At 68.2% G+C, this 14034-nt stretch carries 10 protein-coding genes; 8 read left to right on the forward strand and 2 right to left on the reverse strand.

Annotated features, from left to right (window positions below):
• Positions 1-4 precede the first annotated feature (4 nt).
• From SD37_RS17475 to SD37_RS17495, 5 genes are all read left to right on the forward strand, one after another.
• A complete protein-coding gene (locus SD37_RS17475) occupies positions 5-1180 on the forward strand; it encodes an acyl-CoA dehydrogenase family protein (RefSeq protein ID WP_044852908.1) in 1176 nt (391 codons plus the stop codon).
• Positions 1177-2346, forward strand: a complete 1170-nt coding sequence (locus tag SD37_RS17480) for a CaiB/BaiF CoA transferase family protein (RefSeq protein WP_044852909.1) — start codon at positions 1177-1179, stop codon at positions 2344-2346. The genes SD37_RS17475 and SD37_RS17480 overlap by 4 nt, the downstream gene beginning before the upstream one ends.
• Positions 2347-2400: 54 nt before the next feature.
• Complete coding sequence (locus tag SD37_RS17485) at positions 2401-3240, forward strand: LLM class F420-dependent oxidoreductase (protein WP_044852910.1); 840 nt, start codon at positions 2401-2403, stop codon at positions 3238-3240.
• A 162-nt stretch (positions 3241-3402) separates the two neighbouring features.
• The gene (locus SD37_RS17490) at positions 3403-5031 is read left to right on the forward strand and encodes a GMC family oxidoreductase (RefSeq protein ID WP_044852911.1); all 1629 of its coding nucleotides are present in this window, start codon (positions 3403-3405) and stop codon (positions 5029-5031) included.
• Between the two features lie 13 nt (positions 5032-5044).
• Positions 5045-6619, forward strand: a complete 1575-nt coding sequence (locus tag SD37_RS17495; protein ID WP_044852912.1) for a succinic semialdehyde dehydrogenase — start codon at positions 5045-5047, stop codon at positions 6617-6619.
• Here the strand turns inward: SD37_RS17495 and SD37_RS17500 are convergent.
• Entirely contained in the window at positions 6616-7170 is a 555-nt protein-coding gene (locus tag SD37_RS17500; RefSeq protein ID WP_044852913.1) for a DUF1062 domain-containing protein, read from the reverse strand. The genes SD37_RS17495 and SD37_RS17500 overlap by 4 nt on opposite strands.
• A gap of 430 nt (positions 7171-7600) precedes the next feature.
• Between SD37_RS17500 and SD37_RS17505 the strand changes: the two genes are divergently transcribed.
• From SD37_RS17505 to SD37_RS17515, 3 genes are all read left to right on the forward strand, one after another.
• Positions 7601-8857, forward strand: a complete 1257-nt coding sequence (locus SD37_RS17505; protein WP_044852914.1) for an HNH endonuclease signature motif containing protein — start codon at positions 7601-7603, stop codon at positions 8855-8857.
• Between the two features lie 272 nt (positions 8858-9129).
• The gene (locus tag SD37_RS17510) at positions 9130-10431 is read left to right on the forward strand and encodes a choice-of-anchor B family protein (RefSeq protein ID WP_044852915.1); all 1302 of its coding nucleotides are present in this window, start codon (positions 9130-9132) and stop codon (positions 10429-10431) included.
• Positions 10432-10455: 24 nt separating this feature from the next.
• The gene (locus SD37_RS17515; RefSeq protein ID WP_044852916.1) at positions 10456-11334 is read left to right on the forward strand and encodes a hypothetical protein; all 879 of its coding nucleotides are present in this window, start codon (positions 10456-10458) and stop codon (positions 11332-11334) included.
• Between the two features lie 6 nt (positions 11335-11340).
• On the opposite strand, the gene SD37_RS17520 is transcribed toward SD37_RS17515, so the two are convergent.
• Positions 11341-14034: a beta-N-acetylglucosaminidase domain-containing protein gene (locus tag SD37_RS17520; protein WP_236725399.1), complete on the reverse strand. Its 2694-nt coding sequence runs from the start codon at positions 14032-14034 to the stop codon at positions 11341-11343.

Raw genomic sequence — 14034 nt, forward strand, 5'->3', positions numbered from 1 at the left:
GACCATGTACACCGGCAACCCCGACGTCCCCGACGACGTGTTCGCGGACGTGCTCGGTCAGATCGACGATTTCGTGCGCAGCCGTGTGATGCCTCGCGAACGCGAGATCATGACCACGGACGCCATCCCGGCCGATCTGCGGGCGCAGGCCGCGGAGATGGGGCTGTTCGGCTACGCGATCCCGCAGGAGTGGGGCGGTCTCGGCCTGGATCTGGTCCAGGACGTCGAGGTGGCCATGGTGCTGGGGTACACCTCCTTGGCGCTGCGGTCGATGTTCGGCACGAACAACGGCATCGCGGGGCAGGTCCTGGTCGGGTTCGGCACGGGGGAGCAGCGGGCCCGATGGCTGCCCGGGATCGCCTCTGGCGACGTCGTGGCGTCCTTCGCGCTCACCGAGCCCGGTGCCGGGTCCAATCCGGCGGGTCTGCGGACCACCGCGAAAGCGGACGGTGGCGGCTGGATCATCGACGGCGGCAAGCAATTCATCACCAACGCCACCGAGGCCGGTTTGTTCGTGGTGTTCGCCCGGACCCGGCCGGCGTCGGAGTCGGGGACGGGGATCGCGGTGTTCCTCGTGCCGGCTGACGCGCCGGGGATTCAGGTCGGCCCGAAGGACGCGAAGATGGGGCAGGAGGGGTCGCGTACGGCGGATGTCACGTTCTCGCAGGTCCGTGTGGGGCCGGAGGCGCTGGTCGGTGGGGATGGCGAGGTCGGTTACAAGGCGGCGATGACGTCGCTGGCGCGCGGCCGGATCCATATGGCGGGCTTGGCCGTCGGCACCGCGCAGCGGGCGCTCGACGAGTCGGTCTCCTACGCGGCCACCGCCACCCAGGGTGGTACCCCGATCGGCGATTTCCAGCTGGTGCAGGCGATGATCGCCGATCAGCAGACCGGTGTGCTGGCCGGTCGCGCACTCGCCCGCGAGGCCGCGCGGCTGTATGTGACCGGTGAGGATCGCCGGATCGCGCCGTCGGCGGCGAAGTTGTTCTGTACCGAGATGGCAGGCAAGGCCGCGGATCTGGCCGTGCAGGTCCACGGCGGCAGCGGCTATCTGCGTGAGGTCCCGGTCGAGCGGATCTACCGCGACGTCCGGTTGATGCGGCTTTATGAGGGCACCAGCGAGATCCAGCGCCTGATCATCGGCGGCGGGCTCGTGCGCGCCGAGAAGAAGAAGGCATGACCCGCCCGCTTGACGGGGTCACCGTCGTCGCCGTCGAGCAGGCGGTCGCCGCGCCGCTGGCCACGCGCGCTCTCGCGGATCTCGGTGCCCGGGTGATCAAGGTCGAGCGTGTCGAAGGCGGCGACTTCGCGCGCGGTTACGACCATGCCGTTCACGGCACCGGCGCGCATTTCGTCTGGCTCAACCGCGGAAAGGAGTCGATCGCCCTCGACCTCAAGACCGCCGAGGGCCGCGACGTCGTCCGGCGGCTGGTGGCGAAGGCGGACGTGTTCCTGCAGAACCTCGCGCCCGGCGCGGCGGACCGGCTCGGCTTCGGCGATCTGCGGGCCGGGCGGCCCGAGCTGGTCGTGGTGAACCTCTCCGGCTTCGGCGCCGGCGGGCCGATGGAGCACCGCAAGGCCTACGACATGCTCATCCAGGCCGAAGCCGGGCTCATCGCGATCACCGGCACGCCGGAAACCCCGGTGAAGACCGGGATCCCGACGGCCGACATCGCCTCCGGGATGTACTGCTCGCAAGCCGTGCTGGCCGCGTTGCTGCGGCGCTGGCGTACCGGCGAGGGGGCGACCATCGAGGTCTCCATGCTCGAAGCCACCGTCGAATGGATGGGGTACGCGCTCTACACCCAGATGTACGCCGGGAACCAGCCCGCGAGGATGGGGTTGAGCCACAGCTCGATCGCCCCGTACGACGCGTTCCCCACCCGCGACGGCCAGCTGCTGATCGGCGTCCAGAACGACAGCGGCTGGCGCACGCTCGTCACCGACGTCCTCGACGCGCCCGGACTCGCCGACGATCCGCGGTTCGTCACCAATGTCGCCAGGGTCGCGCATCGCGCCGAATGCGACGCCGCCGTCGCCGCCCGGACGGTTCGCTGGACCAACGCCGAACTCGACGCCCGGCTCGCCGACGCGGGCGTCCCCGCCGCGCAGCTGAAGGAGGTCGGCCAGGTCGTCGAGCACCCTCAATTGCGGGCCCGCGACCGCTGGCGCAAGGTGGGCACCGAATTCGCTCAGGTCGACGCCCTGCTGCCGCCGGTGACCTTCGCCGACGTCGAGGCACGCATGGGCGATGTTCCCGCGCTCGGGCAGCACACGCACGCCTTGCTCGTCGAGTCCGGTGTGGACGCTGACGATTACCTTCGCCGCGGTATCGCGGGCTGCTGACGGCGCGAATTCCGGGTGGGCCACTGGAGGAACTCCAGGTTTACGATCAAGATCATGCGATTCGCCATCAAGACTTCGCCCCAGGACACCGTTTGGTCGGACATGCTCGCCGTCTGGCAGGCCGCCGACGAGATCGACGTCTTCGAATCCGCCTGGACCTTCGATCACTTCTATCCGATTTTCTCGGATTCGACCGGTCCTTGCCTGGAAGGGTGGGTGACCCTCACCGCCCTCGCGCAGGCCACGAAGCGGCTTCGGGTCGGCACGCTGGTCAGCGGGATCCACTACCGTCACCCCGCGCTCCTCGCGAACATGGCCGCCACCCTCGACATCGTCTCCGGGGGCAGGCTGGAGATCGGGATCGGCGCGGGCTGGAACGAGGAGGAATCCGGCGCGTACGGCATGCGGCTCGGCTCGGTCAAGGAACGCAGCGACCGGTTCGAGGAAGCGTGCGAGGTTCTCGTCGGCCTGCTGACCCAGGAGACCACCACCTTCCAGGGCGAGCACTACCAGCTGACCGACGCCCGCTGTGAACCGAAGGGCGTGCAGAAGCCGCATCCGCCGATCTGCATCGGGGGCAGCGGCGAGAAGCGGACGCTGCGCACCACCGCGAAGTACGCCCAGCACTGGAACTTCGTGGGCGGTACACCCGAGGAGTTCGCGCACAAGCGCGACGTGCTGCACCGCCACTGCGCCGACATCGGCCGGGACCCGAGCGAGATCACGCTGTCCGCGCACGTCCGCCTCGGCGCGGACGGGGACTACGCCAAGGTCGCCGCGGACGCCGAAGCCCTCAGCGAGGTGGGTCTCGACCTGGCGATCGTCTACCTGCCGCCGCCGCACACGCCCGCGGTCCTGGAGCCGCTGGCGAAGGCGCTCGAACCGCTGCGCTGACGGCCGTGAAGTTCGGCTCGGGGCGGCCTCTCCCACCGGAGGGGCCGCCCCGTTCCCGTCCTGGGCCCCGACACGCCATTGCGGAACCGGACGGTCTCGCTATACGGTGACAGAACTAGAACAGGTTATAGTTCTGCACGGTGGGCTGACCGAGGAGCGGAAATGGCGAACAGGGCGCCGCGCGGCGACGAGGCCGATTACGTGGTCGTCGGATCGGGCAGCTCGGGTGCCGCGATCGCGGGCAGGCTGGCGGAGTCCGGTGCCAGCGTGATCGTGCTCGAAGCGGGCAAGAGCGACGAGCGGATGCTCGTCAAGAAGCCGGGGCTGGTCGGCCCGATGCACGCGGTGCCCCAGCTCAAGAAGCCCTTCGACTGGGGTTACTACTCGGTGCCGCAGAAACATGTTCTCGATCGCCGGATGCCGGTGCCGCGCGGCAAGGTGGTCGGCGGCTCCAGCTCCATCAACGGCATGGTCTATGTCCGCGGCAACCGCGCCAACTTCGACTCCTGGGCCGCCGAAGGCAACAAGGGCTGGGACGCCGACAGCGTCAACGCCGCGTACAAGCGGATGGAGGACTTCGAGGACGGCGAGAACGCGTTCCGGGGCGCGGGCGGCCCGATCCGGGTCACCCGCAACAAGATCCCGCAGGAAGGCACCCTCCAATTCGTCCAGGCGACCGCGGACGCGATCGGCTGCGACATCCTCGACGACTACAACGCCGAGTCGCAGGAGGGCGTCAGCCGGATGCAGCAGAACGCCGCCGACGGCCTGCGCTACAGCGCCTCGCGCGGCTACATCCACCATCTCGCGCCCGCCACCCTGCAGGTCCAGTCCGGGGTGCTGGCGAAGAAGGTGCTGATCGAGAACGGCCGTGCCGTCGGGGTCGAGGTCGTCGACGCCGACGGGGGCCACCGCACGCTGCGCGCGGGCAAGGAGGTCATCCTCTCGGCCGGCTTCGTCGGATCCGCGCAGCTGCTGATGCTCTCCGGTATCGGCCACGCCGAGCATCTGAAGGAGCACGGCATCGACGTGCTCGCGGATCTGCCGGTCGGCGACAACCTGCACGACCACATGTTCCACGCGCTGACGTTCCACGTGTCGTCCAGCAAGAACAAGGGCACGCCGCCGTATTTCGCGCGCGGCCTCGTCAGGGAGCTGATGCGGCCCGGCACGACCTTCCTGGCGAACTCGGTCTTCGAGGCGGTCGCCTTCCTCAAGACCTCCCAGGCCACGTCGGTGCCCGATCTGCAGCTGCATCTCCTGCCGTGGGCGTACGTGACGCCCAACCAGGACGCGCCGATCCGGCACGACGTCGACAAGCGGCCGGCGCTCACCGTGCTGACCACGTTGATCTACCCGAAGAGCCGCGGCACGCTGCGCCTCGCCTCGGCCGATCCCACGGCGGCGCCGCTCATCGACTTCCAGTACCTGTCCGATCCGGCCGACCTCGAAGTACTCGGCGAGGGATCGGAAATGGTCCGCGAGATCTTCGCCTCGCGGGCGTTCGACGGCTCGATCAAGGAAGAGCTCCACCCGGGCAAGGCGTTGCGGGGCCAGGAGTTGCGCGACGCGATCCTGAACCGCGCGACCTCGGTCTACCACGGCGTCGGCACCTGCCGGATGGGTGTCGACGAACTCGCGGTCGTCGGCCCCGACCTCAAGGTCCGCGGGGTCGAAGGCCTGCGGGTCTGCGACGCCTCGATCATGCCGTCGATCACCGGCGGCAACACCAACGCGCCCGCCATCATGATCGGCGAGATGGGCGCGCAGCTCGTCCTCTCGGACAACTGACGGAAAGAGGGCCATGACCGTCACTCCGCTCGCGCTCACCCGTCCGGCGTCGGTGACCGACGCGTTCCTGCGGCGCCTCGTCGCCAGAGTGCCGGGCTCGTCCGGCGCCACCTGGAAGCTCACCGAGGTCTACACCGGCGACGTGCTCGTCGAGCTGCCCCAGTCGACACCCTCCGACATCGAGCAGGCCTTCACCGTGGCGCGCGCCGCGCAGGAGCGTTGGGCCGCCACCCCGCTCAAGCGGCGGCTGGAGGTGTTCAAACGGGCGCACGCGCTCTTCGTCGACCGCGCGCGGATCGTCACCGACCTCATCCAGGTCGAGAGCGGCAAGAACCGCCGGATGGCGATCGAGGAGACCTGCGACCCGGCGATGGTGATGAGCCACTACCTCACGCGGGCGGCCAACCTGCTGGCTCCGGTCAAACGCGGCGGGCCGGTCCCGTTCCTGACGACCTCGACCGAGGTCCGGCAGCCCAAGGGCGTCGTCGGCATCATCGCGCCGTGGAACTTCCCGTTCGCCACCGGCATTTCCGACGCCGTGCCGGCGTTGATGGCCGGGAACGCGGTCGTGCTGAAGCCGGACAACAAGACGGCGCTCTCCCCGCTCTACGGGGTCGAGATGCTGGAGGAAGCCGGCCTGCCGAAGGGCCTGTTCCAGGTGGTGTGCGGCGAAGGCCCGGACGTCGGGCCCACGCTGATCGACCAGGCGAACTACGTGATGTTCACCGGATCCACCGCCACCGGCCGGGTGATCGGCGAGCGGGCAGGCCGGAACCTCATCGGCTGCTGCCTCGAACTCGGCGGCAAGAACCCGATGATCGTCCTCAACGACGCCGATCTGGACGAAACCGTGCAGGGCGCGATCTTCGGTGCTTTCGGCAACACCGGGCAGATCTGCATGCACATCGAACGGATCTACCTGCCGGAATCCCGCTACGACGAGTTCAAGAACGCGTATGTGGCCAAAACCAAGGCGCTTGACGTCCGCGCCGCCTACGACTTCGGGCCCGACATGGGCTCGCTCGTGTCCGCCGATCACCTGAGCCGTGTCAAGGCACACGTCGACGACGCCGTCGCGAAGGGTGCCACCGTCCTTTGTGGAGGGAAGCCCCGGCCCGACCTCGGCCCGGCGTTCTTCGAACCGACGATCCTCGAAGGCGTCACGAAGGACATGCTCTGCGGCGTCACCGAAACCTTCGGACCCGTTGTCGCACTGCACAAGTACCGTACGGTCGACGAGGCCGTCGCGTTCGCCAACGACACCGAGTACGGCCTCAACGCCTCGGTCTGGGGCGGCGACGTCACCGCCGCGCGTGCCGTGGCCTCGCGGATCGAGTCCGGCAACGTCAACATCAACGACATCCTGGCGACCGCGTACGCCGCCAAGGGCACCCCGTCCGGCGGCGTCAAGAACTCGGGGGTCGGCGCCCGCCACGGGGACCAGGGCCTGCTCAAGTACACCGACGTCAAGAACGTGGCGGTGCTCAAGAAACAGGTCATGGGCCCCCGTGGCGGACAGACCTACGAGAAGTACGTCGAAGGGATGCTGTCCGGGCTCAAGCTCATGCGGCGCCTCCGTATCCGCTAGTTCTCGCGTTTGAGCGTGAAGGTGAAGTCGTCGGAGAGTTTGCCGCTCAGCCGGACAGCCGCCACCACCTTTCCGTCCGTGATGAGTCTTTCGACCTCGGCCCGCGAAAGACCGCAGCCTTCGGCGATCAGCCGTACCGGCCGCACGGGGATCCGTGCCGCGAAGCGGACCGAGACGTCGAGCGCCCCGCGGCCGGGGTGATCCGATCCGCCGGTGTCGAGGCGCCAGGCACCGTCCCAGTCGAGAGCGATGTGATTCCGGTGCCGCACGACCGGATCCTGGAGTAGCTCGGCCGCCAGGCCGGCATCGTTGTCCTGCAACCGGTCCAGCAGCCCAGGCGGGATGGAACGCACGTTCACCCGCTCCAGGATCGCGAGTTTCGCGGTTTCCCCGCACCCGGTGCAGAGCACGAGGAGCCAGGCGTCGAGGAGCTTGTGATTCGCGTTGACCCGGAATCTGCCGTTCGGCCGGAAGCGCTCGGACGCGCAGGTGTGGCACCGGCGGACGACGAGCGGGAGGCGGGTGGGCATGACCACCCAGTTTTCGAGCATGGAAGTACACCCGTTCCAGTGAGAAGTCCACAGCAAAAGGAAGCGCGACGCGAAAGCGCGGCGCGCGACGATTCAGCGCTCGGGAGGTCTCACAGGGTGTACAACGGCACGTCCTTGCCTGGACGACTTGGTCGGGCAGCAGGGTAACGGCGGGCGGCGGTGTCGTTCTACCTGTTTTCGGCCTTGTCGCCGTCCGTGAGGTGGGGGCGATGGTCTGGGTGAGCCGTCGCTGGTGTCGCGGCAGCCCGCTTACGCGGCTTTCGACGGTTGTTTCGGCAGGCGTTGCTTAAGCGGATGTGCGCGTGAAGGCGTCCTTCGCGGCGGTCTGGAGAGCTTGGGGTTATGCGGTTCGCGTCACCCCTTAGTGTCATTTCCCCGCTTTCTCTAAAGGTGCGAACACGTGTTCGACTGTTTGCGGTATTATGGAGGCGTGTCCGAGACGATCCTTCCCGAGTTGCCGCAGGAGTTGTGGCGCGCTGGCAAGCTGGAGCTTGCCCATGGCGTGCAACAGTTCTTGCGGGTGATCAGGGTCGCCACCGTCGGACTGGGGCAATACTTGGCGGAGATCGAATCTCGAGGCGCAAAAGACTTGTACGGCTACGGATCGACGGCCAAATGGTTCGCCGATGTAGCGGGGTTGTCGTTCGGTGAGGCGCGACCTGTGGTGAATCGGGCGATCGCGCTGAACCCGAGCCGGGCTTTGGATGGGACCGAGCTTCCGGCTGTGGCACCTGCTACCGCGGCCGCTGCTGCTGAGGGGGTGGTCGGGGACGAGCGAATCCAGCAGATTCTGGACTTCCTGGCCAGCTTGCCGCTCGATACATCGGCAGAGGACCGGGAGAGCGCGGAGAAGACCCTGGCCGAGCTGGCCCGGCACGCGGGTCCCCGGCAGCTGGCCGAAGCCGAACAGAACATACTCGGCTGGCTCGACCCCGACGGGGCCGAGCCGAAGGAGCCTGAGCCGAAGCAGCCGCGTCGCGAGTTGACGTTGGAGCGCCGCAAGGACGGGTTCTGGAAACTGAACGGGCTCCTCGACGACGAGGCCGGTGCCCGTACCGCCGCCGCTTTGGAGGCGTATGCGTCACCGCGACCGGTGGACGAGTTCGGGCAAACCGATCTGCGGACGAAACCCGAACGTCTCGGTGATGCGTGGGTGGACCTGGTCGACCTGGCGATCGCCTGCCCCGACCAACCAGGGACCTCCGGCTACCGGACGCTGGTGCACGTCACCATCGGCCTCGACGAACTCAAGTCGGGCCTCGGCACCGCGTGTGTGGACTACGTCGGAACAATGACGGCCCGCGAGGCCCGGATGGCGGCCTGCGACTGTCTGATGCTGCCGGTGGTGTTGAACGCTGCTGGTGAGCCGCTGGATTTGGGGCGGCTGAGACGGTTTGTCACGCCTGGCCAGCGACGGGCGTTGAACATCCGCGATGGGGGCTGTGCGTTCCCGGGCTGCCATCGCAGACCGAAAAACTGTCACGCCCACCACATTCATCACTGGGCAGACGGCGGACCTACTGACCTGCGGAATCTCACGTTGCTGTGCGGTTTCCATCACCGGTTGATCCATCACGGGGATTGGGAAGTCCGGATGGCAGCAGATGGGCTCCCGGAGTTCATTCCACCCCAGTATCTCGACCCGTTACGACGAACGCGGCGCAACATCCTGCACCGCGCCGCTTAACCCCTGCATCACCCGAGGAGCCCGCGCCGGCCACACCGGCGACGGGCCCCTCGGCATGCCCACAGACAGACGACCCACCGCAGATGCTCGCGGCTCACACGACTCGTCACCCCAAGGCGCCGAAGCGTCGTCTCGCTCCGGCAAAACGGTTAAAAGCGCCAGACCTTCGGAGGGATACGCCGAGGCCGGCCGCTCCTATCGTCGAAGACCGATCGGAAACCCTGCTCCAGGTCGTCTCGGCGGTCCGGACCCTCCTGTGAGGAGCGCGCCTGATGAAGATCGTGCGCATGATGGGATTGGCCGTGCTGACGGCCTCCGCGCTGGTGCTGTCGATGACGGCGGCGTCCGCGCACGACCCCGACACGGCGGAGGGGCAGGCGGCGGCCCGGACCTTCATGGCCGATCACGTTCCGGCCGAGCGGCATGCCGTCACCGGAACCGCGGCGGGCGTGCCGTGTGTCAACGGCAAGGCCGACATTTACCCGTGCAAGAACGTGGATCTGCTCAGTGTGCTTCCGTTGTCCGGGCTCGGCGGCGGGAACGGCAACGACATCTGGGGCTGGACCGATCCGGTGTCCGGTAAGGAATATGCCATCGTCGGGCGGACGAACGGTACCGCGTTCGTCGATTTGAGCACGCCGACCTCGCCGAAGTTCCTCGGCAACCTGCCGTCCAATGGTGGCAGCAGTTCGTGGCGGGACATGAAGGTGTACAAGAACCACGCCTTCATCGTGGCCGACTTCATCAGCGGGCACGGTATGCAGGTGTTCGACCTGACCCGCCTGCGCACGGTCACCACACCGCAGACCTTCACCGCCGACGCGCTGTACAAGGGTTTCGGCCCCTCGCACAATATCGCGATCAACGAGGAGACCGGCTTCGCCTACGCGATCGGCTCCAACACCTGCAGCGGCGGACCGCATATCGTCAACATCCAGAACCCGAAGGCCCCGGTCCAGGCCGGATGCGTCTCGCAGGACGGCTACACCCACGACACGCAGTGCGTCGTCTACCGGGGACCGGACGCGGCCTACCGCGGCAAGGAAATCTGCTTCAACGCCAACGAGGACACGTTGACCATCGTCGACGTCACGGACAAGGCCAGGCCGGTCCAGATCTCGCGCAAGGGCTACTCGGGCGCGCAATACTCGCACCAGGGCTGGCTGACCGACGACCAGCGGTACTTCCTGCTGGACGACGAACTGGACGAGTCGCGCGGCACCGACAAGCGCACCAAGACCTATGTCTGGGACCTGGCCAAGCTTTCCGCTCCCGTGCACACCGGCGTCTACAACTCGCCCGCCACCGCGATCGACCACAACCAGTACATCAAGGGCCGCTACTCCTACCAGGCGAACTACCAGGCGGGCCTGCGGATCCTGGACGTCAGCGGGGTCGCGTCGGCCCAGTTGTCCGAGGTCGGCTACTTCGACATCTACCCGTCGGGCAACGCGGCGAACTTCAACGGGGCGTGGAGCAACTATCCCTACTTCTCCAGCGGGATCGTCATCGTCAACGGGATCGAGCAGGGCCTGGTCGTGGTGAAGCCCGCTTTCACCACCGCCGGGCGGTAACCGGCGGGGCGGGCTGGAGCGATCGTGCGCAAACCCCGGTTCACGGATTGGCTGTTCCTCGCGCTGGCTCTCGTGATCGGGGCGGCCGCGGTGTTCGTGGCGCTCCGCCCGACGCCGGGTGCCGACCATTCGGCACACCGGCCGGTGGTCACGGCGGATCTGGCTCCCGCCGCGCACAGCGACGGTCTGTCCGAGGCGGAAAGCGGGTACCGGTTCGAGCGGATCACGACACCCGCCGTCCGGGGGCCCGAGGTGCCGGTCGCGTTCCGGATCCTCGGCCCCGACGGGCGGCCGGTCACCCGCTTCCTGGACAACCAGACGAAACAGATGCACTTCTTCGCCGTGCGCGACGACATGAACGTCTTCCAGCATGTGCATCCGGCACTGGACGGGGACACCTGGCACACCAGTCTCGCGCTGACCGACGGCGGCGCCTACCGGATGTTCGCCGAGTTCGTCCCGCTCGACACCAAGGATCCCCGGCATCCGGTGGTGCTCGGTGTCCCGTTCACCGTGCCCGGTGACACGACCTTCGTGCCGGTGCCCGCTCCCGCCGGGGAAACCGTGACGGCCACGGGCTACCGGGTGGCGCGGGTGGACGCGACGGCACGGATCTCGCCCTTGCGGGCGCAGCTCATCCGGTTCGCCCTCCGCGGCCCCGACGGCGCGCTGATCACGGCGGTCGACCCGCATCTCGGGGCCAACGGCCACCTGACCGGGTTCCACACCATGCTGCTGTCGGCCACGCATCTGCATCCCGCGCAGCCACTCGGCGCGCGCCTGGTCAACGGCGAGCTGACCTTTCACGCCGTGTTTTCGGACCGCGGCGAGTACCGGTTGTTCCTGGAGTTCTCGCACGGTGGGCGGGTGCACACGGCCGCCATCACCGTCGCGGTGAACTGACCGGCCCTACCGCGTGAAGGCCGGAATGACCTCCGCGATCTTCGGCGCCACACCTCCCGGTGTCCACAGGAGCCGGACGCGATCGGTCACGGCACCCTGGGCAGGCAATTCCGTGTAGCCGCCGTCCATCCTGCCGATCGTGTGCCAGCCACCTGCCGCGTCCGCGATCTGGACGTCGGCGCCCGCGCCGGCTTCCGCGGCCAGGACGACGACCTTGCCCAGCGGCTTCGGCGTGGTGGCCGTGACGACGAGCGCGTCGCCGGGCACCGGCGGGGAAGCCGCCTCGTACATCGAGTCGGCGTTGTTGTCGGCGGCCGCGGCGAGGTTCGGCCCCGCCGGGGTCCCGGTGACCGTGTATCGAGGACTGTCCGGTGTGGACACGGTGAATTCCCGGACCACCAGCCAGAAGATCTGGGTCCCGGTGGACCGGACACGGACGTACCGCGCCTTGGCGCCGTCCGGGAAGTCCGCGGAGATCACGGGTTCCGTGACCGTCTTCACCGCCGTCCAGTGCTCGCCGTCGGCCGAATACTCGAGGACGCCGTCGTGGACGAAGTCGTCGGGGCTGGTCGGCTTGCCCATCGCGATGTCCACATGGGACACCGGTTGAGCCGTGCCGAGGTCGATGCCGACGGCGTCGCCGGATCGCGGCGCGCGGTCGCTCCAGTAGTAGGTCGCGGGGTCGCCGTCGACCATCCGCTCGGGCAGATGGTCGGTGTACGTGCCCAGCGACGTCGTCGGCTGTGGCCGGATCCCGGGCAGGCCGAACCAGCGGTCGGCGGTGGCCAGCGCGCTGTTCAGGAACGGCACGCAGACGTCGGTGCAGGTGCTCGGGTTACGCGGTCCCCTGGAGGTTTCGACGCGGATCGCCTGCGCCCTCTTCAGCGCGGTGACGAGTTCCCCGCGCTCCGCCCAGGCCTTCGCGCCGTCGCCGTCGAACTGTGCCAGCAGCATCTTCACCGCGTGATCGCCCGCCTGTCCGTAGAGTCCCACCTGGTCGAGCCACGGCCCGGTCTCGGCGAGGAACTTCGGGTTCGAGGCCATTCCGCGCCGCAGCTCGCCGGGAGCGGTGGACATCGCGGTGAGATAGCGGCTCAGGTTCGCCGCCGCGTCCCGGGGATTTCCGTTCTCCAGCGCGGACCAGAACGCGGTGAGCAGCGGACGCAGGACCGGTGAGTCCAGATCCGGCTTCCCGGTTTCGAGTCGGACGAGCAGACTCGAATAGTTGTTCTCCGCGAACACCTTCAGCGCGGGTGCCACCGGTCCGGCGAGGTCGGCGATCGCGGCGAGCCAGGAGGCGTCGGGGTCGTAGCGGTCGGGGTTCCACAGGAAGTCACCCGAGGTGAATTCGGCGATCTTGGACGCTTCGGCCTGCACCATGGGGTTCGCGGTGATCCCGGACAGGTATTTCGCGACCCCGGGTTCGCGTCCGATGTACGGGCCGAGCAGCAGGCGCTCGGTGATGTAGTCGTTGACCGGGTAGTTGTCCCAGATCAGGATGTCGTGCCCGAAGACCTCCTTGGCCTGCCGGGCTTCCTTTTCGGTGATCCGCCCGGCGATCACGCCGACGCCGGTCCACTCCACGATCACCGCTTTGTCGAGCTGGGTGCGCAACGCGGTCTTGTAGGGGGAGTCGGCGAGGTCGTAGTACTCCGTCGGGACGGTCTGCAGCCGCTCGGCCCCCGGATGGGCGGCGATGAAGTCCTGCTGCACCCGGTTGAGGAGGAAGGCTTGCGCCGCACCCGCGGCCGCGCCGCCGCTGCCGAATTTCGCGGCGTCGGCGTCGCAGTTCCAGCGGGTGTAGGAGATGTCGTCGAGCGGGATCGCGAACGATCGCACCCCGATGTCCCACAGCGACTGGAATTTCGTGACCAGCGCGGTCTTGTCGGCGTCCGAGGAGTAACACACCGAAAGACCGGGGGAGAGGGCATAAGTGAATTCGACGTGGTTCGCGGTCGCGCGGCTGACCAGCTGGGAGAGCAGCTCGAGTTGTTCCGGCGGATACTGGTCGCGCCAGCGGGCGCGCAGGAACGGGTCGTCCTTGGGCGAGTAGACGTACATGTTCTGCTTGGTCCGGCCGTAGAAGTCCAGCTGTGCCAACCGGTCGGCGTGGGACCACGGCGCACCGTAGAAGCCTTCGATCACCCCGCGCAGGGCTGCGGCCGGCCAGTCCCGGATGGCGAACGCGCGGCTCTTGCCGGAGACGAAGAGCTGCCGGAGCGAATGCGCGGCATAGAACGTCCCCGTGGTGTCCACACCGGACAGTGCGATCACGCCGCGATCGGCGGCGAGCACGTATCCGCCGCCGGGCAGGCCTTCCGGGCCGTTGACGCGGAGGGCGGCGAGGGCGAGGGCGGTCGCCCCGCTCTCGGCGGGTCCGCCGACGAAGACCACGAGCCCGCCGTTGCCGCGATCCCGGTCGACGGTGGCCTGATCGTCGCCGGTGAGCTTGACGATGGTGGTCGCACCGGCCGCTCGGAGGACCTGGTCCACGACGGCGAGCGCGAACGGATCGGTGCCCCGGCCGACGACCTCGACGACGGTGCGCGGAACGGTCACCTGTCCTGGCCGAGGCGCCATCTGCTGAGGCGTCGGCCAGACCTTCGCCACCGGCGGGGAAGCCGGAGCCGCGCTCGCCGGGGCGGGGACGGCGATCGCCACCGTGGCCGCCAGCAGCATCACCGGAAAGAGTCGGATCAC

Source organism: Amycolatopsis orientalis (assembly GCF_000943515.2).
GTDB lineage: Bacteria > Actinomycetota > Actinomycetes > Mycobacteriales > Pseudonocardiaceae > Amycolatopsis > Amycolatopsis orientalis.

What these genes read in the sequence shown, in the direction of transcription:
- SD37_RS17500 (WP_044852913.1), bottom strand. Translation starts at nt 7,170, where the DNA reads ATGCTCGAAAACTGGGTGGTCATGCCCACCCGCCTCCCGCTCGTCGTC.
- SD37_RS17510 (WP_044852915.1), top strand. Translation starts at nt 9,130, where the DNA reads ATGAAGATCGTGCGCATGATGGGATTGGCCGTGCTGACGGCCTCCGCG.
- SD37_RS17480 (WP_044852909.1), top strand. Translation starts at nt 1,177, where the DNA reads ATGACCCGCCCGCTTGACGGGGTCACCGTCGTCGCCGTCGAGCAGGCG.
- SD37_RS17495 (WP_044852912.1), top strand. Translation starts at nt 5,045, where the DNA reads ATGACCGTCACTCCGCTCGCGCTCACCCGTCCGGCGTCGGTGACCGAC.
- SD37_RS17485 (WP_044852910.1), top strand. Translation starts at nt 2,401, where the DNA reads ATGCGATTCGCCATCAAGACTTCGCCCCAGGACACCGTTTGGTCGGAC.
- SD37_RS17475 (WP_044852908.1), top strand. Translation starts at nt 5, where the DNA reads ATGTACACCGGCAACCCCGACGTCCCCGACGACGTGTTCGCGGACGTG.
- SD37_RS17490 (WP_044852911.1), top strand. Translation starts at nt 3,403, where the DNA reads ATGGCGAACAGGGCGCCGCGCGGCGACGAGGCCGATTACGTGGTCGTC.